Source organism: Streptomyces sp. RLB3-17 (genome assembly GCF_007113425.2).
GTDB classification, from domain to species: Bacteria; Actinomycetota; Actinomycetes; order Streptomycetales; family Streptomycetaceae; genus Streptomyces; species Streptomyces mirabilis_D.
This window is the reverse complement of the sequence record NZ_CP041610.2, coordinates 8,864,691-8,885,488: the sequence shown is the minus strand read 5'-3', so window position 1 is coordinate 8,885,488 and position 20,798 is coordinate 8,864,691. Positions and strand designations below refer to the sequence as shown.

The window sequence follows — 20,798 nt, the reverse complement described above, 5'->3', positions numbered from 1 at the left end:
TCATCACTCGTTCGAGTCTGAGATCCCACAAGCCACTTCGTCTCAGTGCCCGGCGGCGTAGCTTCGGATGGTTGGCTCGGGCCCCGGTCCCTGGTGAGGGCTTTCGCAGCCCATCCATTCGTGCACCTCACCAGGGATCGAGGGCGTCATGCCCAACCCTCCGCCAACATCACTGCTCGATACCCAAAGTCATGGACTCAGCGTCCTTGCCACACTGCACGGCGAGATTGATCTGCTGACGGCGCCGGTGCTCAGTGCCCTGTTGACGCCACTGACCGTGTGCGCTCGGCCGGATGTGCTGGTCGACCTCCGGCAGGTCGCCTTCATCGACGGAACGGGCATCGCGGTCCTCGCGGTCGCTCGCGATGCCGCTACCGCGCACGACGGGCGCCTTCGTTTGATCTGTACGCACCCCATCACGCTGTGGATCTTGCTTCATCCTGGGCTGGGATTCGGCTTCGATGTCCTCGAGGGCCTCCCTGCAGCAGCTTGATCAGGCAGGGAGGGAGTGTCGCGGGAAGAGGTCCGGCCAGGAGGGGCCTTCGGGGCTCTCGGCGGTGGCCATCAGGCGCGTGGCCTCGGCTTTGGCTGTGTGGGGCGGGATGACCAGGAGGTCCCATCTGCCCCTGCCGGGTGCGAGCAGGCAGAGGGTGTCCGGGGTGTGCAGACCGGCGGCCCGGTGCAGCTGGATCACGTGATTGGCGATGAGGATCCGGCCGGGGAAGGCGGACCACATGGCGGCGTTCACGGTCACGTGGGCGATCTGTGGCCAGCTGTGCGGCAACGCGCGGATCAAGCGCGGCAGTTCAGCGGTCAGGTCGTCGGATCGGGGCCACCAGGCGCCGTCGATGTGCCGTGGACCGTTTCCTGACGGTGCCAGGCGCAGACGGAGCGGGCGAAGAGATCTCAAGGGCCGAGGTGTCATGGCCATGGGTGCAGGTCCTCCAGTACGGGAAAGCGGTGTCTGGTCTGTAAGGGGGCGAGTGCCCTGGGAGCCGGATGGAGCGGCGTACCGGTCGGGGTGGAAGCCGACCGGTACGCCGATGCCCTTGCAGCAGGCGAGAGGTGGCCCTGGTCGAGGTGCGGCCAGGGCCGAGGGTGCGGGGTCAGACCTGTTGTGGGACCGGGCCGGGCCTGTAGTTCGGTCCGGGATCGTGCCCCGGCTTGGTGAGGCCCGCCGGGTCCGGAGGCGTGGGTAGGAACGGTGCCGGCACCGCCGTGGCGGCTGCGGATTCCCTGCTGAGGAAGGCACCCAGTTCGCCGATGGTGCTCATCAGCGGGGCGGGGAAGACGACGGTGGTGTTCTTGTCGACGCCGATCTCCACGAGGCTTTGCAGGTTGCGGAGTTGGAGTGCCAGGGGGTGCGCCATCATCGTGTCCGAGGCGTCTCCGAGTGCCGCGGCGGCGAGCGATTCGCCTTCCGCGTTGATGATCTTCGCCCTCTTCTCCCGCTCCGCCTCGGCCTGCCGGGCCATCGCGCGCTTCATGCTGTCGGGCAGCTGGATGTCCTTGAGTTCGACCAGGGTGACCTCCACGCCCCACTCGGCGGTGGCGACGTCGAGGATCGCGCGGATGTCGAGGTTGATGCGGTCGGTCTCCGACAGGGTCTCGTCCAGCGTGTGGCGGCCGACGACCTTGCGCAGGGTGGTCTGGGCGATCTGGTTGGTCGCGGCGTGGACGTTCTCGATGGCGACGACCGACTTCACGGCGTCCACGACGCGGAAGTACGCGACGGCCGAGACGTCGACGCTGACGTTGTCGCGGGTGATGATGCCCTGCGACTGGATCGGCATCGTGACGATGCGCAGCGACACCCGGTGCAGGACGTCGACTATCGGAACGATGGTGCGCAGCCCGGGAGTTCGCGTTCCGGCCAGGCGTCCGAGCCGGAAGAGGACCCCTTCCTCGTACTGCTTGACGATCTTGAGGGCCATCGCGAGCCCCAGTAGGGCGAGCAGGCCGATGACGACGATGAGGATGATCAGGAGCTGCATGTGCGCCTCTATTCGGCGGGGGTCCGTGCGGTCAACTGCACACCCCAGGAGGGAAGTGCCTCGGGTCAGCGCTGTCCGTGTGCCCGGCGGATGCGGCGCCGTGGGCGCAGGCGCCCACGGCCCCCGTCCCGGTGATCGCGGCGCTCGGGAGCGGAGGACGGCCGGGGCGGGGCCGGGAGCGGTCGTGCGGTGCTGCCGCGAGCGCCTCGGCCGCCGGGCTGAGAGTGGCTGTAGTGGAGCAGTGCGATCCTGTCGGCACGCTGGGCGTTGAGCCGCTGGATCACGTACGCCGCTCCAACGATCAGGATCAGCAGGCCGCCGACGGTCAGGGACGTGTCCATGACGATCACACCCCCGCTTTCGGACGGCCGGCCAGGGCCACGGCGGCCGCGTGGGTCGAGGACGCGCCGCCCTCGTACTCCCACGCCTCCTCGGGGTTCTGTACCCGGCCGGCGGACGAGTCGCCGTGGCGGGCTTCTTCCACGGCCATCAGCGCGCTCGCGGTCAGCGGCGCCCCCGTGGGGTCGCTGGCGGCGGCCATCAGCCGGGCGGCGACGGCAGGGCGGGTCTCAGGTGGGATCACCAGGAGGTCCCAGCGTCCGACGCTGTAGGAGAGCAGCAGGACCTTGTGCGGGTCGAGCTCCGGGGTGAACCAGCCGACCTTCACCACGTGCCCGTGGACGGGCACCTTGCGCGGGATCACAGGCCAGTGGGCGGGATTGACGGCGATGCGGGTGATGCGCCCCCAGTGCGGGTCCAGCACGTCGGTCAGATCGGGCAGTTCACGCAGCAGGTCGCGGGAGCGGGGCCACCACGCGCCGTCCAGCAGGCCACGGGGGGTGCCCGGGGCTTTCAGCGAGAGGCGGGCGGCCGGTACGGCGGGGTCCGTGGGCGGCGGTGGGAGCAGGCTGATGGTCGCGGACATGGCGCGAACCCGTCTCCAGGCAGCTGTCCGAGGGCAGTTGGCTGGTGTATTTGCTCACCGAGAACGACTAGGGCGCGATGGCCGGTGTGCGACATGCTCTCGGTATCTCCAGGTTACTCCCCGGTCAGGCGCAACGGACCGTGCGAAGCAGCCGAGTTCGCATGCCTCCGCTCCTGGGGTGCGTGTCACGACTCGTCCCTGGCGTCACATGACCGGAAGCACGGGGGCATCGCGCTCCTTTGGTGGGAGGCTGGCCGCACGGGAGTTCCGGCCCGGGACGATCGGGCCGGACGGCCGCCGCTCCCCTGGGCGACGGCCGTGGGCGCGAGGATGCGAGGCCCCCCTCACCGCGTCCTCACGCGGTCCTCCACGGCAGCGGGGACCCAGGAAGATCCCGCTGCGGTCCCTGCGGGGAGGACGGAGGCTGGAGCCGTGTCGTCGGCGATACGGCTCCGGCCGGGCTTCGACGGTGTGCGCCGGCTCATGGGCTGGGAGCCTGGGGACCGGTGGATGGCGGTGATGCATACATCACCGTCCGGCCCATTTGCCCCTCGGGCAGCGTAGGGCGGGAGCCGTGAGCTGTGAAGGGCACACGACCGGCGCACTCGGGGCTCCCGCATCTGCAGCCGACTACCAGCAGAGGTTCCCAAGAGGCTTCTGGCGGCCTGGGCCCCGACCGTGGGCTCACTCGCCGCTGCCGTGGGCCTTGGCGTATCGCGCCGTGACGGTCCTGATCAACAACGCCGGCATATCCACCGGCGGCAACCTGCTCACCGGCGACCCGGACAACATCCGCCGGGACATGGACACCAACTTCTACGGCACCCTCTCGGTGGTCCGGGCCTTCGCACCCCAGATCGCGGCGGGCGGCGGCGGTGCCATCCTGAACATCCTGTCCGCCCTGTCCTGGTTCAGCTTCCCGGACGTCGGCGCCTACTGCGCCGCCAAGTCCGCCCAGTGGTCGCTCACCAACTCCCTGCGCGTCCAGCTCGCCGACCAGGGCATTCGGGTGGCCGGACTACACGTCGGCGGCATGGACACCGACATGTCCCGGGATCTCGACGGGCCCAAGACCACCCCCGCCGACGTCGCCCGGCTCGCCGCCGACGGCCTTGCCGAGGGCGCCTACGAGATCGTCGTGGACGACGTCAGCCGTCAGGTGCTGTCCGGTCTGTCCGGAGGCGTCGCCGCGCTGTACCCGCAGCTGCCCTGACCGACAGTCGTCCGGCACGTCGATGAGTGAGACCACCGCCCCCTCCACAACGGCGCAACTCACCACCTCAACTCCCCGATCGGCCTCGACCTCGGCGCCCACACCCCCGAGGAAACAGCCGTCTCCATCACCGCGGAGATCATCGCCCACAGCCACCGGGCCCCCGGCCTGCCCCTGTCCCACGGCACCGGCCCCATCCACCGCTCCGGCCCTGCGAGCCCAGCGCCTTCAAAGACAGCTCGAACCGCAGCGTGACCCGCTGTCCGAGCCCTGGTGAACACCGCTCCGCCCCTTCTCCGCAGTCCCCTTCCCCGACCTTCGTCAGGAGCAGCCATGCACGGCACCATCACGGTCATCGACAAGGGCCCGGTCCGCATTCACAGCTACACCGCGCCCGAGGACGGCCTGAACGTCAACACCCAGCTGATCGAGACGCCGTCGCGGATCATCGCCGTCGACGCCCAGTTCGCCCTCGCTTACGCCGACGAGGTCGTCGCCTACGCCAAGCAGCTCGGCAAGCCGATCGACCGCCTCGTCATCAGCCACGCGCACCCCGACCACTACCAGGGCGCGGCCCGCTTCGGCGCCCCCGTGCACGCCCTGCCAGAGACCACCGCGGAGATCGTCGCCATGGGCGACAAGACCGACCTGCCCACCGGCGCCCCGATCCCGCTCGCCCACATGACCCCGACTGTGGAGATCACCCCCGGCACCGAAGTCATCGACGGAATCCCCTTCGAGTTCGAGAAGGTCACCGGCGGCGAGATCCACACCACCCTCGTGATCAAGCTGCCCGAGCAGGGCGTCCTGGTCGCCCAGGACGTCGTCTACCACCGCACCCACCTGTGGTTCCTGGACAAGGACTTCGACGGCTGGCAGACCAACATCGACCGCTTCGCAGCCGAGACCGAGTGCGACACCATCCTCCCCGGCCACGGCGAACCGACCACCCCTGCCATCTGGGCCGAGCTCACCGACTACGTCAACGCCGGCCGCGAACTGCTCGGAGACGACGGCGACGCCTACAAGAAGGCCATCACCGCGCGCTATCCCACCTACAAGGGTGCCGCGCTCATCGACGTCGCCAACGCCTACACGTTCGGCCCCCAGCACTGAATCCAAGACGTTCGCAGAGGTCAAGGCACGACTCTGGTGAGACGGGCGAGTCTCGCACAGATAGTTCCTCCCCTGGCTGCCGGGGGAGGAAGGGGCCGTGAGCTGCGGCGGGTGCTACATCAGGAGGGCCGCTTGAACCCACGGCCGCCGGACTATGAGTCCTCGGGGTGCCAGGGGCACGGCCTCGTAGTGGGCGGCGACGGCGGCGAACAGCGGCAGGTACAGTGCGATGGCCTTCTCCCCGCCGGGGAGGGCGCCATGCAACTTCTTGCTCAGCGGCTGCCAACCGGTTCCGTTCGCTCGGTCGAGGCGCACGGTGAAGCGGTGCCGGACTGTGTAGTCGAGCACCTCGCCAAGCTGCTCCTCCCAGCTCGCGGCCGTGTCGCTGCCCTTGGCCTCCTCGATACGGGCGCGGAAGAAGGCGTGCAGGGCGTCCCGGTCGGTCTCGTTGATCCGGCCGGGGTCCTTGAGCAGCAGCTGACGGGCGGTTCGGGTACCGTCCGGGAGATCCAGACGGACGTCCCGGACCAGCTGGACGGCGACGTAAGGGCGGCTTCCGCATCAATCCCATCGCGGGTGAAGACGTCGCGGCCATCCTCGCTGATGCCGTCAACACCGACGACCGGGTCATTGAACTCGGCGGCCCGAGGTGCTCACGCACGAACAGATCGCAGGAGCGGCTTTCCGCGCCCTGAGCACGCCCGCCCGGATCACTCACCTCCCGCGATCGGCGCTCAGGATCTGCTTGATTCTGTTGCGCCGGCTGACAGCGACGGCGAGGAACCACGATGACCGCTCCCACGGAGGGGTCATCGTGGTTGGTTCCTCGCCGTCGAAGCCGGTCTTGCGCGACAGGCACTACCCACACGTCAGCGTGGGCAGCCCCCAGTCACCATGATCGCTGCCGTTGCCGTCGCCGCCGTCGCCGACCTTGAGGTCGATCACCTGGGCGCCACTGACGTCCACGTCGATCGGCACGACAACTTGTTTGCCGTGGATCGTCGGCGTGGTCACCAATGTCTTGCCGTCGGCCGTCACGGAGAACGTCACTGTTCCCGCGCCGCTGGTCTCGTCGTCCACACCGACCTCGGCCGTCAACCGCGAGCAGTTCCCTGCGAGATAGAGCTCGATGTCGCTGTCCGCGTTGGTGCCCAGGCCCTTGGCGTAGCTCGCACCGGCGATGCTGATCGGACGGCCGTCGCCGGCTGCCTGCTCGCCGACGCTGGTGTCACGCTCGACCGGACCCCACCCGTTGGTGGACGAGAAGAACGGCAGGTCGCTCACTGCGTTCTTCCCGGCCGGTGGAGCAGGCGGTATCGCGCCGACGATGCGCTCGTCCGTGCCAGTGGCCTGCCGTCCGTTCTGCAGGTAGTGGACTGTCCCGGTGAGTGCCGAGGCGGACGGCAGCTTCCCCGTCTGCGGTTGGACCTTCCAGGTGAAGGTGGCCGACTGGCCGGGTTGCAGGCGCTCGACCGACGCGGGGCTCGCGGCGCTCACGTCCCAGCCGTCGGGCGCGGAGAGCGAGGCCGTCAGCCGGGCGGCGGACGGTTTGTCCTTCGGCACCCGCACCGTCGCCGAGGCCGCGAAAGTCCGTCCCGACTGGGCGGTGTCGGGCACGTCCAGGGTGACGTCCGCCCCCGGCCGCTTCGGCATCGCGTACGTGTGGGCGTCGTAGCGGGGGCTGTCGTTCTGCGCGACGTGCAGGGACGAGGCGTAGCTGCCGTAGTTGGTGAGCGACACCTTGCCGAGGCCGCCGGTGCTGCCGTCCAGGTTCCATACGGCAATGGCGATGCTGTTGCGGCCGTTCGGGTTCAGGATCCCGTTCGGCACCGGGAACGTGTGCTGCGGCCCGAGGTAGTTGACGTAGTTGCCGACCTGCCAGCCGTTCACGAAGATCGTGGCCCGGTACTTGCGTGACGGGTCGTCGGTGAACGTCAGCCCGAGCGACGTGTCCTGGCCGTGCGGCAGGTCCAGGGCGACGTCGGAGCGGTACCAGGAGACCCCGGGACGGGTGTCGGTCGTCGGAAGGGACGTCTTCTTCCACTTGCCGTCCGGGTAACCGGGCAGGGACCAGCCGGCCCGCTCGCCGTACAGACCGCCCGTCGAGAGCGGCCCGCGCACCGTGTCCTGCAGGTCCTCGCCGCCGCGTACGCCCTGCAGCCGCCAGGTGACGGCGGTCAGCGGTGCCCCAACGACGGAGGCGCTCGTCAGTCCTCGGGCTGTCTTGTTGCCGTTGGTCGAGTTGTAGTCCTCCTCGTGACCCATGTTCACGGTGAGCACGGAAATGACGTTGTCAACCTTGGACTTGAGCACACCGGCCGGGAAAGTGAAGTCGGCGCTGCCGGTGGTCGAGCTGCCCAGGAAGGTGCCGTTGAGCCAGGCGGAGAACGCCTGCGCCCCTCCGCCGGAGTCCGAGACCAGGCGGACGCCGGTCTCCTTGCCGGTGGCGTGGAAGCGGCCGCGATACCACGTGTTGCCGGTGTGGAAGCCGTAGTCGTCCGCGTAGAGCACCGGCGGCGCGTTGACGCCGGAGACGCTGTTGGTGGTCGTCTTGTCGGCCACCTGCCAGCTGGTGTCGTCGAAACCGGGGGCCGCTTCGGGCGACTCCTCGCTGTGCTTCCAGTTGGTGAGTGCCGGCAGGTGTACCGGGGCTGCCGTCGGGATCTTCCCGGTGAGGCTCCCCGTGCCGCCGGCCCCGGTGTCGACGATCCGGCCGTTCCAGGTGATGTGGTCGGCGGAGGTGAACACCTCGATGTTCTTGTCGTCGGCGTTGTCGCCGGTGAGTGCCAGGGTGCGGCCGCCATGCAGGCTGGTCGCCGTCCGCAGCAGGTGGCTGCCGCGCACGAGGACAGGGCCGGCCGCTGTGTCCTGACGCCAGAAGGTCTTGGCCGTGGCCTTGTCGCCGACGAGCAGTTCGAGGAGGCGCTGTCCGCCGCCGGTGATGCTGACGCGGATCAGGTCCTTGTGCGTGTAGTTCAGCCGAAGGTCGCCGGTGGTCGCGTCCCAGGTTGTCGTGACCGGGCCGCCGCTGGAGGTCACCGTCGGCTTGGAGGCGTAGCGCAGCACGGTCTCGCCGTCGCTGCCCGCATCGCCGTAGAGCACGGCGACGTCCCGGTCACCGATGGTCGCGCTGGTCATGATCTCCGAGGTCGAGTACTGCAACTGCGAGTCGCCGAGCCGGTAGTTGGCCACGATCACGTGTGAGTCGCGTCCGTCGAGCGTGATCGCGGTGCCCGGCTGCTGGGGCACGACCGGGTAGGTCGGCTCCGCGGCGGCGGTACCCGTCGGCACGTCGATGGCGTCGATGGCCACGTAGTCATCGGTGGAGCCCGAGCTGTGACTGCCGTCGACGACGATCTTCAGGGTGTGCGCTCCGTCCGGCAGGCCGGTCTTCTGGAAGACCACTGCCTGGTTCTCGCTGCCGGAGTCGTCGACCGTCGCGACCTTGGTGCCGTCGAGGTAGACGTCGGCATTGCCGTGGTTGTTGGTCTTCGAGCCGATCCAGCGGATCGCGGTGCCGTCGAAGGGTATGGTGACCGAGTCACCGGCCTTGTTGGAGAAGGACTCGGTGTGCTTGTAGTCGCCGCCGGTGTAGCTCTGGTCGGCCACGTGCGACCACGAACCGGTGTACTGCAGCGCGGAGTCGGGGTCGTCCCAGGTGTAGGTGGTGTCGGCGGAGGGCTGGGCGTTGAAGTCCACCGCGATGTGGGTCTTGTCGACCGCGGTGGACGTGGAGTTGCCGTGCCGCAGGACGTGGAACTGCGTCTTTGTGTCGGGGTTCATCCGGGCGGTGTCGACGACCACGGAGTCGTCGGGCGGTGTGGCCCTGATCGTCTCGGTCTTGGTCAGCGGTGCGACCGACTGTGTGAAGTACCCGATCAGCTTGTCCTCGTCGTACTTCGGGTCGAGCTGGCGGTTCTCGCGGATCGCGGCGCCGTAGTCGTAGGACGTGTAATTCTGCGGCATGCCCAGCCAGCCCCAGTTGGTGCCGCCGTAGGTCATGTAGAAGCTCTGCGCGGTGGCGCCGACGGCTATGTTCTGCTTGTAGAACACGTTGGCGAACTGGTCGTTGATCAGCTGGGCGCACTTGTCGTAGCCCGGCCCGCCCCAGGGGTCGAAGGCGCCGCCCTGGAACTCCGGCGAGTACAGCGGCCTGCCGGCGGGGTGGTCGTAGCTGATGTCTGGAACGCCGTTCCACTTCGAGGGGTTCGAGCAGTCGAAGCCCTGCGGGTAGGAGTCGGGGCCGTCGACGTCCAGGGCGCCGGTACCGGAGTTGAAGGTGCCGTTGTTGTTGCCGGTCAGCGGCACGGTGATACCGTCGGCACGGGCCTTGTCCTCCAGGTGCTTCATGTAGGAGTGGCCGGCGGCCGAGCCGTTGTAGTACTCGTTCTCGACCTGGTAGGCGATGACGGAGCCGGTCCCGTTGGTCAGTTGGTGGCGGGCGATGATCCGGTCGATCTGGGTCAGCCATTCGTCCGCATACTTCAGGAACCGCGGATCGTCACTGCGGTTGTTCCCCGCCTTGGTGGTCAGCCAGCCGGGCAGGCCCCCGCTGTCGACCTCCGCGTTGATGTACGGCGCCGGGCGGGCGATGACGTAGAGCCCGGCCTCCTCGGCCATGTCGAGCAGCTTGTCGACGTCACGCACCCCGCTGAAGTCGTACACACCCGGCTTCGGCGAGTGGTATCCCCAGTCGAAGTACAGCGACGTGGAGTTGAAGCCTGCGGCCTTCATCTTCTGGAAGATGTCGCGCCACAGGTCCGGGCTCGGGAGCCGGAAGTAGTGGAACTCGCCGGACCACAGGTAGGTCCGCTTGCCGTCGACGAGGAACGAGTAGCCGTCGATACTCACCGTGTGCGCCCGCGGACTGACGGCGGGCGCGGCGGCGGGCGCCTGCGCGCCGACGTCCCGCGCCGCCGCGGCGGGCGCGCTCATGCCCGCGGCCAGGGCGATGGTCGCGGCGGTTGCGAGAACCGCCCTCCACCGTCTCCCCCGACCGGGCCTCATAACTTCTGAACTGATCCGATTACCCCGCACTGCGGCCCTCCATACGGCCCGAACGATCAGCACCAAACAGACTCAGGCAAAGTCGAACAGTAGGGCCGCACAAGGCTCAACACAATGGGGCGGGAAAGGACAGATGAGAAATGCGGGGCTGCAAATCCCTTGTACGCAGGGCTGGTTGCCCGGCTTGCGCGCAGCCACGGCCGAGCGCCGTTTCAAATACCGCCTTCGACAAAGCGTTTTCGGCCAGAGGATCCATAAGTACGAACGGGGCACGGCCGGTTGTGTACGCGTGCGCCGGGATGAGTCGGTACGAGCCAGGCCGAAGATCAGCAGGATCAGACCGGCCGTGGCAACGACCTCGCCCAGCAGCAGGTGCTGGAGACCGCGCGTGTCACCACCGAGAACAACGTCAAGCGGTCCTGCCCCTCGTCGGCGGCGTGGTCGGGTTGGCGCTGGTGGCCCTCATCTTCATGCGCGGACGATCAGCCGAGTGACCAACAGGACGCAGGTGGTGGTGATCGGCGGCGGCCAGGCCGGGCTCGCCGCCGACCCACCTGCGCCGCCTCGGCCTCGACTTCGTCATCCTCGACGCCCAGACCGAACCCGGCGGGCCTGGCAGTACACCTGGGACTCACTGCACCTGTTCTCCCCGGCCGCCTACTCCTCGCTGCCCGGGTGGTTCATGCTCTCCGCGCTTCCGCAGACGAAGGTGGTGTCCTGCAGGAGTTCCGGCGTGATGCGCCCGCCCGTCAGGTGCTCGGCGAGGGCGAATGCTGCTTCCGTGGCCAGGGGTTCTGCGGTGTCGGAGGTCTCGTCCCAGAACTGGAAGCCGCTGTGGTGCATGGCGTCCAGGAGTTCGTCAGGGGTTGTTCGCCACCGATGGTCGGGGAGCCCGGGCTCGAACGTCAGACTCCGCTGTGTCCTCGGCCCAGAGGAAGGAATCTAGGCCGTTGATGTTGACGAAGTGCGAGACCCAGCGTGTTCCCGCCGATGTCGAGAGGGCTTTCTCCTCGGTGACGCCGAGATAGCCGTTGGGCTCGATCAGCAGGGTCCGGTCGCCGACGGTGGTCATGGCGATGAACTGCCGAGCGCTGTCCGAACGACCGAGGACGGTCGAAGGCCACGTCTACTATCGCCGCCGTGCCGGTCTGGGAGGGCTCGGTCTGACCTCCGCGGCGGGCAAGTAGGTCTGAAGGTGGCAGGTTGTGCACCAGCGTGAAGCAATACGCTTCCGCGAGGGCAGGGAAGCGCTCATCGAGCCACACGTCCAAGGTTCGCGCCAAGGTCGACCGGGCCTTCGACCGTACGACCATCACGACACTGCGCGGGCGCGGCTACCGCCTGGAGACCTCCCCGTGACGCCCGGCCGACTGTCGGCGCGCTTCCGCCGCCTGCCGGTCGTCGCACGCCTGATGCTGACCGTCGCCCTCACCATGGCGCTCGTCCTCGCGGGCGCCGCGGGCCTGGTCTACTGGCGGGTCGAAGCCGCCCTGGACAGTCAGCTGGACGAGGACCTGACCGCGTACCAGCAGAGCCTGGACCGGGCCGTACGAACCGGTCAGCAGCTGCCACCCGGCGCGAACGGCAGTCTCCACCAGGTCCTCGACACGGACGGCCGGGTGCTGCGCTCCAGCGACACCGTCCGCGATCGGCCCCTGCTCACGCCCGCTGAACGTGAGGCCGCCGCGCGCGGCGCCACCGTCCACCGCGACATCGGCGCCCTGCTGCCCATCACCACCGGCACCCTGCGCCTGCGGGCCGACCGCGTCACCGCAGACGGACACCCGCGCATCGTGATCGCCGCCGCCCAGCGCGGCCACCGCGACGAGGCACTGCGCGAACTCCTCGCCCAGCTCGCCCTCGCCTCCGGCCTTACGCTGCTGGCCGCCTCGTACGTCGGCTACCGCACCGCCCGCGCCGCCCTGCGCCCCGTCGAGCGCTACCGCGTCGGCGCCGCCGCCCTCGCCGACGGCACCGACGACGAACAGGACCTGCGCCTGGAAGTGCCCGCCGACCGCGACGACGAGATCACCCGCCTCGGGCACACCCTCAACCGCATGCTCGACCGGCTGGCCGCCTCCGCCACCCGCGAACACCAGTTCATCGCCGACGCCAGCCACGAACTGCGCACCCCGCTCACCCTGATGCGCGCCGAACTAGACGTCGCTCTGCACCGGCCGCGCACCGCCGAGGAACTCACCGACACCCTGCGCGCCGTCGACACCGAGGCACGCCGCCTGGTCACCCCGGCCAACGCCCTCCTCGACCTCGAACAGCTCGCCAGCGGCGAACACATCCAGCGCACCCCGACCGCCCCCGACCGCCCTCGGCCGCCTCCTCGACGACGCCTGCGCCCCTACCGGGCAGCCGCCGAACGCGACGGCCGCACCCTCACCGTCGAACACGACCACGCCACCGTGCACATCGACCCCCGTTGGCTCGAACCGGTCATCGGCACCCTCCTGGACAACGCTCTCCGCCACGGCGCCGACACGATCCGGCTGCATGCCCAGACCCACGGCGGCCGCCTGCGCCTGTCCGTCACCGACGAAGGCCCCGGCTTCCCACCCGATTTCCTGCCGCACGCCTTCGACCGTTTCAGCCGCGCCGAGGCCAGCCGCACCACTCCCGGCACCGGCCTGGGCCTGGCCCTCGTCGCCGCGGTCGCCGCCTCGCACAACGGCACCGCCCACGCCGCGAACACCCCGCCGGGGGCCGCAGCACTCTCGACATCGCCTGCTGAGGGCCTGTCGGCGACCATTCGGGCTTTGTCATTCGTCAACCACCTATCCCTGTAAGGGCGTTCTCGTGTGATGCTCGCGAAGAGACCGAGGTGAACGCCACAGAAGTGTTCCGGGTTCCACGGCCCGCATGGCATCCGATGCCCGCGACGGAGTCCCGCGCGTCGTCACGGCTGCCTCCAACGCATCAACAACCAGGCCAGTGCACATATGTTCGACCATGGACAGTCCACAACACGGCGCGAGTGAATGGCGATGACGGTCGCCAGATACATGCAGCCCTCATCACGTGCGGGACTGCCCACAGTGCCCGGCAGGACCGGGCCGCTGCGCTGCCGGCGCCACACTGCGCCGGGCCTGCCCGGCGGCACACAAGAAGAAGCGGTGAATGGCCACCGCTGTCACGGGGGCTTGGCTGCTGACGACGAGATAGTGCGCAAAGCGGTGCGACGGCAGGAGACGGCCAGAAGCTGCCGTGCGGCCAGTCGCAGGGCCATCTCGCAGCCGATCCCGCTGCCCGCTCCGGTGACAACTCCCCGTCGGTGGTCCAGGTCCATGCCCACTCCCAAACTAGTTCTTGATTGAACTATCCATTATTGCTACGGTGACATCACCACGGCAAGGGAACCCCCTTCCATGCACGGGTTACGTATTGATCAATCCAGAAAAGGTGTGAGGTCATGGATCTCGAACTCGACAACAAGGTCGTCGTCGTCACCGGTGCCAGCAGGGGCATCGGCCTGGCTGTCGCCCGCGCCTTCGCTCACGAGGGCGCTCACGTGGTCGCAGGCGCACGCAACCCGGGCAAGGAGCTCGCCGAGCTGAGCGAGCGGCACGGTCTCGTCTCGCTGCCGGTGGACCTGAGCACGGCCGAGGGCACCGCCGCCCTCATCGACACGGCGGTCACCCACTTCGGCAGCGTCGACGTACTCGTCAACAACGTCGGCTCGGTCGCTCCGCGCCTGGGCGGGTTCTCGTCCGTCAGCGACGACGACTGGACGCAGACCTTCAACACCAACCTGTTCAGCGCCGTGCGGGCCAGCCGGGCAGCCCTCCCCCACCTCCTGGAGAGCCGCGGAGCAATCATCAACATCGGCTCCGTGAACGCGATCCTGCCCGACCCGAGCATCGTCGACTACGCGGCATCCAAGGCCGCCCTGGCCAGCTTCGCCAAGTCGCTCTCCAAGGAGGTCGGCCCCCAGGGCGTCCGCGTCAACACCATCAGCCCGGGACCGGTCGAGACCGACATCTGGCTGGCCGACGGCGGCATGGCCGACACCGTCGCCAATGCCATGGGTGTCGGACGTGCCGCGGCACGCGAGGCCATCGTCGCGGGCCTCGGCGGCCTGGCCACCGGCCGCTTCACCCGCCCCGACGAGGTCGCCGACCTCGCCCTGCTGCTGGCCAGCCACCGCACCGGCAACGTCACCGGCGCCGACTTCACCATCGACGGCGGACTCATCAAGACTCTGTGACACCCGCCCGGAGCCACCCGCGCCCCCCGCGCGTCGCGGGGGCGCGGAACGGACACACGCCCGCTCCGCGCCCTGCTCGATGCAGTCGATCGACTCATGCGCTCCAGGTGACTGTCTTGCCAAGGTCTACGGCATGACCCACATCTTCGGCTACCGCTCGCCTCTTGGCGCCGTCCAGGCCGGTCGGTACGCAACGGACGTGCGAGGAGGGGTCCTGGCCCGCCCGGGCCACCGGATCCTCGAGGAGCACCCCGCGGACACGCCGCCGCAGCCGCGGCGGCATCCGGCTTGACCAACCGCGGGCAACCGCCCGAACCCCGCGCCCGCAGACCGGTGCGCCCCTTCACCGTTCACCCCGGATCCAAGGAGACAGCCATGTCCGAGTCCGCCCCCTCCACCCCCGCTCCCCGCCGGGTCGCCGAGTCGATGTACGAGGCTCTCCTGCACTCCGACCGGGAGGCCCTCGCGGCCATCACCTCCCCCGAGATCCGGATACATGTCACGAACGACCTCGCCTACGGCGGCGAGTACGCGGGCCTGCCGGGCTTCGCCGCGCTGTTCAAGAACACCTTCGATCTGATCGACAGCCGCATCGAGATCGAGCGGTTCTTCGACGCGGGGGCCGACACGGTGGTGGCCGTGGGACGCACCCGCGGGACCGGCCGCGCCACCGGGACGCCCTTCGACTCGGCCCTCGTGCATGTCCTGACGATCAAAGACGGCCTCCTGGTGGGCTTCGACGCGTTCGTCGAGGACCAGCCGATCACCGCCGCGATCAGCGCCGCGGCCGCTCAGAACTGAGCGGGCGCAGCACTCGGGCACACCTCGGCTCCGCGCTCCGGTCCGGCCGTCGCGGCTGCTGGCCTGGGACGCGGTCGTCCCCTCGGTGATCGACCTCCCCGATACTGGAATAAACATTCCAAAAATGTTACGTTCGTTTCATGGCACGCCCTCGGAAGTTCGACACAGACCAGGTACTGGAGCGGGCCATGGACCTCTTCTGGCGTCAGGGCTACAACGCGACATCACTGCCGCAACTGACGATGGAACTGGGCATCGGCAGCGGCAGTCTGTACGGCGCGTTCGGCTCCAAGGAGGGCCTGTACGCCCAGGCCCTGAAACGCTATTGCGACAACCAGGCCGCCTCGCTCGTGGAGCGACTCGATTCCGCCTCCGACATCCGTGCGGCACTTCGGGAGACGCTGCTCGCCATGGCCGAAGCGGACCTCGCGGACCCCGAGCGCGGCTGCCTGCTGGTCAACGCGGCTACGGAGCGCGCGGCGCACGAGGCCACAGTCGAACGTGTGAAGTCGACCATGGCCACCGTCGAGTCCGCGCTGACCGGAGCGTTGCAGCGCGCCCAGGTTCGGGGTGAGCTGGCCGCCGAGAAGCGTCCGGCCGAGCTGGCTCGCTTTCTGACGACGTTCATCCAGGGCATGCGTGTGATGGGCAAGGCCCACGCGGACCGGGAGTTCCTCGAGGGCGCTGTGTCCGGCGCCCTGAAGGTGCTGGACTGAGGCCGCACGGAGGGATATGCCGCAGCGGTGTCGACGGGAACGTGAAGAACCTGACCGTCGACGCTCGGCGCCAGCAGGTCATGTCCGGCCGGTCGGCGTCTCGGCCTCCGACGGACGCGCCACCTCAGCCAGCGCATCCCGCGGCGAGGCACGTGAGGAGATGCCGAGCTTGGGGAAGCCCCCTCACCCGGAGTACAACGGTGCCCACGCTGCACGTCGTCGTGCAGTCAGCTGTCACGCGCGAATCACAGACCCCGTGGACACCCTCCCAGCACAGGATCCCGAACCTGGACATACATGTCCGCATAGGACTGGATGGACGGCCCTGGACGGCTTCTACGACATGTGCCATGTGGTACCCAGTGAGGGACCGAAGATCAGGACAGGGGCGTCTTCTGGCCCGTCAAAGCGGTATTGCAGGGTGTTCATCGGTGTCTCACTCACCCGCCTGACCCTTTCATCTGTCACGACAGCCCCTATGAGCGGGGTCCTGACTGTAGCTGTTTGACCAGGTGGAAGACCGCCCGGGCCGCCTCACGGCTTCCCAGTTCCTGGCCCGATTGCGTATCTCCCAGCACCACCTCCCCCGCAGGGCGACGACGACGGGTCTGCGGAGCAGGCGGCGTACTGGACAGGGTCGAACTGGACATGCCTGTTCCCCTTTCCGGTCCGACGGCGTGTCGCGTTGCCGGCACCGGGCCGCGTCGGGCGGTCAGAATCGTGAGGACGCCACAACGAACTGCCGCCGCACGCTCAATCAGCCTTAACACCGAGGAACATCCGTTCAAATGTGACAGCCGGGCACAGCCAGCTCCGCGCCAGCTGGTACCCATCTGCCGGTGTGCCGTCACCGCCGCGCCACCAGCCGGTCGCTCAGCGCCGCTTCCCGGTCTCGGGGGAGCTAACTCCGTGGCTGGCGCGGCGCATGGCCTCGTACAGTGCGGCGTCCTCCGGCGGGTCCGGTAGCGGGCCGCGGGCAGGGGCCTGGAAGGACTGGATCATCCACGCCACGAGGCGACGCCAGGCGTCCGGGGCGGCGTCGCCGGTGGCGCTGAGGACGCCGGCGTTGGCCATCAGCAGCAGGACTAGATCCCGGCTGGTGAAGTCCTCGCGCAGCTGCCCGCTGTCCTTGGCGCGGCCGATGAGTTCGAGGAAGCCCTGGTACGCCTGGGCGCGGAGTGCTTCCAGTGCCTGGGCGCCGGGGAAGCTCATGGTCAGGATGTCGGCGAAGCCGCGGTCGGCGGCCTGCATCGCACAGACTTCCTCGATGTAGCCGGTGAAGCCGTTCCACGGGTCCGGGTCGGCCAGGGCCTCGGCGGTCGCCTGCGCGTATGCCTCCATGCGGTCCGCAAAGACGGCGACGACCAGCTCCTCCTTGTTGGGAAAGTGGCGGAAGAGGGTGGCGATCCCCACCCCCGTCTCCCGTGCGACCGAGGCCATCGACGCGTTCAGTCCGTCGCGACCGAACACTGTGCGCGCGGCGGCGATGATCCGCCCCCGGTTGCGCTCCGCGTCGCTGCGCTTTGACGGGGCTGCGGAGTCGGCCGTGCTGCCGGTGCCGTTGGCGTGCTGGTCTCGGGGGTTCATGCCGATCAGGCTAGCAAACCGGAAAGCCCTATCCGATTTCTGTGTTACGCTCGATCGTGAACCGGATAGGGCTTTCCGGATTGAAAACGGATAGCCCTATCCATCTTTACCTCTATGAAAGGCCCCTCATGCCCACCATCGCCATCGTCGGCGCCGGCCCCCAGCTCGGTCTCGCCATTGCGCGCACGTTCGGCACCCACGGCTACGGCGTCGCGCTGATCGCCCGTAACCGCGCCAAGCTCGAGAACCTGGCCGGTGAACTGACCGCCGAAGGCATCACCGCCGCCGCGTTCCCCGCCGACGTCCTCGACCGCGACGCGCTCACCCAGGCCCTCAGGGACGCCGCCGCGCACTTCGGCGGCATCGACGTCCTCGAGTACTCCCCGGTCGGCGGCTTCGACTCGACCGTCCTGACCGCCCCGAGCGCGACCGAACCCTCGCATGTGCAGCACGAGATGGAGTTCCAGCTCTACGGCGCGATCGCCGCCAGCCAGGCGGTACTGCCCGCCATGCGCGAGGCCGGCGCGGGCACCCTGTTGTTCACCACCGGCGCAGGCTCCATCGACCCCGTGCCGCAAGTCGCCAACGTCAACGCCGCTGCCGCGGCCCTGCGCAACTGGGCGATCAACCTGCACAAGGAACTGGAGGGCACCGGCGTCCAGGCCGCCCACGTCGGCATCGACGTGTCGATCGGCATGTCGGTCGTCCCTGGGTTCCCCACGGCCAAGCCCGAGGAGATCTCGCCCGTCTACTGGGATCTGCACACCACCCGCCGCGACCAGGCCGAGCTCGTCTTCAGCCACTGACACCCCACCGCCACCCGGCCGCGTGCCTCTCGAACCCTGATCGTGCCGCGGCGTGCTCCGTCGCGGCACGATCACTGGGGCGGGCGCCTGGTCTTCGGCGCGTTCGCAGCGCGTGCAGCCAGAGGTCAGGACATGCCGGGCCGGCTGCGGCGGACCATCGCGCGATACAGCGTGGTCGGCGGGGGTGCGTCGGGTAGCGGGGGGGCGGGGCGCCGGGGGCGGCGTAGGAGCGGAGCATGTGCGCGACGAGGCGGCGCCAGGTGTCGGGGGCGGCGTCGCCGGTGGCATTGACGACGCCGGCGTTGGCCATGAGCAGAACGACGAGGTCCTGACTGGTGAAGTCGTCGCGTAGGTGGCCGGTGCCCTTGGCCCGGTCGATGGGTTCGAGAAATCCGTTGTACGCCCCGGTGCGCCGGGTCTCCAGGGCTTTGGCGGCGGCCCCGCCCACGTCGCGACCGAACGCTCCGGGCGCCGCTCGTCGGAACCATCTGGAACGGGAGATCGCCTTGCAGGCCGCCGCGATGAGGGAGCAGATCGCGCAGCCGACCGCACGGCTGGACGAGCTCGGCCGGCCCGCCGAAGAGGTCCGGATCACCCGCAAGAGGCTGCTGCAGTTGCCCGGTCCGCAGCCGCCCGCGCCACAACCCCTATGAGCGGGGTGCTGGCCGTAGCTGTTTGACCAGGTGGAAGACCTCGCGGGCCGCATAGCGTTTGAGGCAACGGACGATTTCGCGCCGGGTCTTGCCCTCCTTGATCCGGCGCTCGTAGTAGTCCTGAGTGCGCGGGTCGACCCGCAGGCGGGTGAACACGATGCGGTGGAGCGCGGCGTTGGCCTGCCGGTCGCCACCACGGTTGAGGCGACGGAACTGCCGGCGTCCCGAGGAACGCTCGACAGGGCTGACACCGCACAGCGCGGCGAACGACGCCTCACTGTCCAGCCGTTCCGGGTTGTCCCCCACCGTGATCAGCAACGTGACCGCCGTGTCCGGACCGATCCCCACCACCTCAAGCAGTTGCGGGGCATGACATTTCACGAGCCGGGCCAGACGAGCGTCCACGTCCCGGATCTGCTCGGAGAGCTGGCCGATCGGCCCGTGACCGCAACAGGTGCGGGATCTGCCGGCGCCCCGCCAGCGGCTACGACCAGGGGCGAGGGCGTCGGCGCTGGCGGTGCCTGGACGCGGGCACGATGAAAGTGTTCCTGGAAGCCGATGCTGTCCGGGTGCGCTGCCGCGAGCACGGGGTGGTGGCCGCCGCGGTGCCCTGGGCCAGACACGGCGCCGGGCACACGCTGGTCTTCTACCAGCAAGTGGCCTGGATGGCCGCCGAGTGCTCGAAGTCGGCGGTCGCGCAGCTGATGCGCACCTCGTGGCGGACGGTCGGGGCGATCGTGGAGCGGTTCGTGGCCGACCGGGACGCCGGGCTGGACCGGCTGGCGGGCCTGCGCCGGATCGGCATTGATGAGATCAGCTACCGCAGGGGGCAGCGGTACATGACGGTGGTGGTCGACCACGACACGCGGCGGGTGGTGTGGATGGCCGACGGTCACGGCAAGCAGGTGCTGCAAGGCTTCTTCGACGCCCTCGGGCCCGAGCGGGCCGCGAAGCTCACCCACATCTCGGCCGACGGGGCGGAGTGGATCGCCGAGACCGTCGCCGCCAGCGCCCCGCACGCGCTGCGGGCAATGGACCCGTTCCACGTGGTGGCCTGGGCCACCGAGGCGCTGGATGCCGAGCGGCGTGGAACCGCGCCCGCCGCCAAGCCGCCGACCCCGAGCTGGCACGGAAGCTGAAGCACTCCCGGCACGCGCTGTGGAAGAACCCCGAGGACCTCACCGAACGCCAGCAGGCCAAACTTGCCTGGATCGCCTCCACCGATCCGCGCCTGCACCGCGCCTACCTGCTCAAGGAGGGCCTGTGCACGGTCTTCGCCATCGCCGCCGAGCAGGGCCCCAAAGCGGCGATAGAGGCCCTGGACCGCTGGCTGTCGTGGGCCAGCCGCTGCCGCGTCGAGTCCTTCACCGCCCGCCCGCCGCATACGCCGCCACCGCGACGCGATCGTCAACGCCATCATCGAGCGTCTGTCGAACGGACTGATCGAGTCCACCAACACCAAGACCCGCCTGATCATCCGCCGAGGCTTCGGCTTCCGCACCGCCGACACCATCATCGCCCTCGTCATGCTCACCCTCGCAGGCGACCGCCCCACCCTTCCCGGACGCCAACTCGCCTCAGACTGACCCACACATCAAGCAGAAGAGCCTCAAAAGAGGACCCCGGCGGCGTCGAGGTCGACGGGCACACCGGGGTCACTCCTGATTGGCATCTGGAACCTACCTCGAACACAACACCGAAGGCACACAGTGTCGCGCTGTTGTGATCATCACCTCTCGACACGGCACGCCGGACCTCCTCTTA

At 69.0% G+C, this 20,798-nt stretch carries 21 protein-coding genes and 6 pseudogenes; 14 read left to right on the top strand and 13 right to left on the bottom strand.

From position 1 onward, the window contains the following. Positions 1 to 148 precede the first annotated feature (148 nt). Complete coding sequence (locus FNV62_RS39880) at positions 149 to 493, top strand: STAS domain-containing protein (RefSeq protein ID WP_144315904.1); 345 nt, start codon at positions 149 to 151, stop codon at positions 491 to 493. Here the strand turns inward: FNV62_RS39880 and FNV62_RS39875 are convergent, their stop codons facing one another. From FNV62_RS39875 to FNV62_RS39860, 4 genes are all read right to left on the bottom strand, one after another. Continuing rightward, positions 494 to 931, bottom strand: a complete 438-nt coding sequence (locus FNV62_RS39875) for a DUF5994 family protein (protein WP_144315903.1) — start codon at positions 929 to 931, stop codon at positions 494 to 496. It abuts the gene before it with no gap. A 175-nt stretch (positions 932 to 1,106) separates the two neighbouring features. Next, positions 1,107 to 1,994 (bottom strand): slipin family protein, encoded by an 888-nt coding sequence (locus FNV62_RS39870; protein WP_144315902.1) that lies wholly within the window; start codon positions 1,992 to 1,994, stop codon positions 1,107 to 1,109. Between the two features lie 65 nt (positions 1,995 to 2,059). Next, complete coding sequence (locus FNV62_RS39865; RefSeq protein WP_144315901.1) at positions 2,060 to 2,335, bottom strand: hypothetical protein; 276 nt, start codon at positions 2,333 to 2,335, stop codon at positions 2,060 to 2,062. Between the two features lie 5 nt (positions 2,336 to 2,340). Further along, positions 2,341 to 2,919, bottom strand: a complete 579-nt coding sequence (locus FNV62_RS39860; protein ID WP_144315900.1) for a DUF5994 family protein — start codon at positions 2,917 to 2,919, stop codon at positions 2,341 to 2,343. A 721-nt stretch (positions 2,920 to 3,640) separates the two neighbouring features. On the opposite strand from FNV62_RS39860, the gene FNV62_RS39855 reads away from it, so the two are divergent. From FNV62_RS39855 to FNV62_RS39845, 3 genes and pseudogenes are all read left to right on the top strand, one after another. Further along, positions 3,641 to 4,132 carry an SDR family NAD(P)-dependent oxidoreductase gene (locus FNV62_RS39855; RefSeq protein WP_263986796.1) on the top strand — a complete coding sequence of 164 codons (492 nt, stop codon included), beginning with the start codon at positions 3,641 to 3,643 and terminating at the stop codon, positions 4,130 to 4,132. 66 nt (positions 4,133 to 4,198) lie between these two features. Then, positions 4,199 to 4,387, top strand: a pseudogene (locus FNV62_RS39850) (XdhC family protein); the annotation flags it as partial. A 78-nt stretch (positions 4,388 to 4,465) separates the two neighbouring features. Next, entirely contained in the window at positions 4,466 to 5,248 is a 783-nt protein-coding gene (locus tag FNV62_RS39845) for an MBL fold metallo-hydrolase (protein WP_144315898.1), read from the top strand. A gap of 135 nt (positions 5,249 to 5,383) precedes the next feature. Here FNV62_RS39845 and FNV62_RS57665 read toward each other — a convergent pair. From FNV62_RS57665 to FNV62_RS58095, 3 genes and pseudogenes are all read right to left on the bottom strand, one after another. Continuing rightward, positions 5,384 to 5,791: pseudogene (locus FNV62_RS57665) on the bottom strand (SbcC/MukB-like Walker B domain-containing protein); the annotation flags it as partial. A gap of 315 nt (positions 5,792 to 6,106) precedes the next feature. Next, positions 6,107 to 10,183 carry a beta-galactosidase gene (locus FNV62_RS39835; RefSeq protein WP_225900531.1) on the bottom strand — a complete coding sequence of 1,359 codons (4,077 nt, stop codon included), beginning with the start codon at positions 10,181 to 10,183 and terminating at the stop codon, positions 6,107 to 6,109. Between the two features lie 327 nt (positions 10,184 to 10,510). Further along, positions 10,511 to 10,642: pseudogene (locus FNV62_RS58095) on the bottom strand (aquaporin family protein); the annotation flags it as partial. A 103-nt stretch (positions 10,643 to 10,745) separates the two neighbouring features. Between FNV62_RS58095 and FNV62_RS56090 the strand changes: the two are divergent. Next, positions 10,746 to 10,940: pseudogene (locus FNV62_RS56090) on the top strand (NAD(P)-binding protein); the annotation flags it as partial. Here FNV62_RS56090 and FNV62_RS57230 read toward each other — a convergent pair. Continuing rightward, positions 10,913 to 11,107: a DUF6461 domain-containing protein gene (locus tag FNV62_RS57230; protein WP_263986830.1), complete on the bottom strand. Its 195-nt coding sequence runs from the start codon at positions 11,105 to 11,107 to the stop codon at positions 10,913 to 10,915. The pseudogene FNV62_RS56090 and the gene FNV62_RS57230 sit on opposite strands and share 28 nt — an antisense overlap. Before the next feature lie 7 nt (positions 11,108 to 11,114). Further along, positions 11,115 to 11,327: a DUF6461 domain-containing protein gene (locus tag FNV62_RS57225; protein WP_263986795.1), complete on the bottom strand. Its 213-nt coding sequence runs from the start codon at positions 11,325 to 11,327 to the stop codon at positions 11,115 to 11,117. Positions 11,328 to 11,470: 143 nt separating this feature from the next. Between FNV62_RS57225 and FNV62_RS56085 the strand changes: the two genes are divergently transcribed. From FNV62_RS56085 to FNV62_RS39795, 6 genes are all read left to right on the top strand, one after another. Beyond that, positions 11,471 to 11,614, top strand: a complete 144-nt coding sequence (locus tag FNV62_RS56085; protein ID WP_225900956.1) for a helix-turn-helix domain-containing protein — start codon at positions 11,471 to 11,473, stop codon at positions 11,612 to 11,614. Further along, positions 11,611 to 13,053 (top strand): ATP-binding protein, encoded by a 1,443-nt coding sequence (locus tag FNV62_RS39815; protein ID WP_144315896.1) that lies wholly within the window; start codon positions 11,611 to 11,613, stop codon positions 13,051 to 13,053. Before FNV62_RS56085 ends, FNV62_RS39815 begins: the two co-directional genes overlap by 4 nt. Before the next feature lie 623 nt (positions 13,054 to 13,676). Further along, positions 13,677 to 14,471, top strand: coding sequence for an oxidoreductase (locus FNV62_RS39810; protein WP_144315895.1), 795 nt, complete (start codon positions 13,677 to 13,679; stop codon positions 14,469 to 14,471). Positions 14,472 to 14,604: 133 nt separating this feature from the next. Beyond that, positions 14,605 to 14,763 (top strand): hypothetical protein, encoded by a 159-nt coding sequence (locus FNV62_RS39805; protein ID WP_164657654.1) that lies wholly within the window; start codon positions 14,605 to 14,607, stop codon positions 14,761 to 14,763. Positions 14,764 to 14,846: 83 nt separating this feature from the next. Next, on the top strand, positions 14,847 to 15,272 hold the full coding sequence (locus tag FNV62_RS39800; protein ID WP_144315894.1) for a nuclear transport factor 2 family protein: 426 nt from the start codon (positions 14,847 to 14,849) through the stop codon (positions 15,270 to 15,272). A 140-nt stretch (positions 15,273 to 15,412) separates the two neighbouring features. After that, the gene (locus FNV62_RS39795; protein ID WP_144315893.1) at positions 15,413 to 15,988 is read left to right on the top strand and encodes a TetR/AcrR family transcriptional regulator; all 576 of its coding nucleotides are present in this window, start codon (positions 15,413 to 15,415) and stop codon (positions 15,986 to 15,988) included. Positions 15,989 to 16,330: 342 nt separating this feature from the next. Here FNV62_RS39795 and FNV62_RS56080 read toward each other — a convergent pair. Then, a pseudogene (locus tag FNV62_RS56080) lies at positions 16,331 to 16,432 on the bottom strand (3-oxoadipate enol-lactone hydrolase); the annotation flags it as partial. Positions 16,433 to 16,861: 429 nt separating this feature from the next. Then, positions 16,862 to 17,575 (bottom strand): TetR/AcrR family transcriptional regulator, encoded by a 714-nt coding sequence (locus FNV62_RS39785; protein ID WP_144315892.1) that lies wholly within the window; start codon positions 17,573 to 17,575, stop codon positions 16,862 to 16,864. Between the two features lie 128 nt (positions 17,576 to 17,703). On the opposite strand from FNV62_RS39785, the gene FNV62_RS39780 reads away from it, so the two are divergent. Continuing rightward, positions 17,704 to 18,381 (top strand): SDR family NAD(P)-dependent oxidoreductase, encoded by a 678-nt coding sequence (locus FNV62_RS39780; protein ID WP_144315891.1) that lies wholly within the window; start codon positions 17,704 to 17,706, stop codon positions 18,379 to 18,381. Here FNV62_RS39780 and FNV62_RS39775 read toward each other — a convergent pair. Further along, on the bottom strand, positions 18,371 to 18,829 hold the full coding sequence (locus FNV62_RS39775; RefSeq protein ID WP_205523269.1) for a hypothetical protein: 459 nt from the start codon (positions 18,827 to 18,829) through the stop codon (positions 18,371 to 18,373). The two genes, FNV62_RS39780 and FNV62_RS39775, sit on opposite strands and share 11 nt — an antisense overlap. Before the next feature lie 73 nt (positions 18,830 to 18,902). Here FNV62_RS39775 and FNV62_RS57220 point away from each other — a divergent pair, with 73 nt between their 5' ends. Further along, the gene (locus FNV62_RS57220; RefSeq protein ID WP_263986794.1) at positions 18,903 to 19,034 is read left to right on the top strand and encodes a hypothetical protein; all 132 of its coding nucleotides are present in this window, start codon (positions 18,903 to 18,905) and stop codon (positions 19,032 to 19,034) included. Here the strand turns inward: FNV62_RS57220 and FNV62_RS39770 are convergent. Next, complete coding sequence (locus FNV62_RS39770; protein WP_318658477.1) at positions 19,029 to 19,439, bottom strand: IS110 family transposase; 411 nt, start codon at positions 19,437 to 19,439, stop codon at positions 19,029 to 19,031. The genes FNV62_RS57220 and FNV62_RS39770 overlap by 6 nt on opposite strands. Positions 19,440 to 19,450: 11 nt before the next feature. Here FNV62_RS39770 and FNV62_RS58090 point away from each other — a divergent pair. Further along, positions 19,451 to 20,620: pseudogene (locus FNV62_RS58090) on the top strand (ISL3 family transposase); the annotation flags it as partial. Between the last annotated feature and the right edge of the window lie 178 nt (positions 20,621 to 20,798).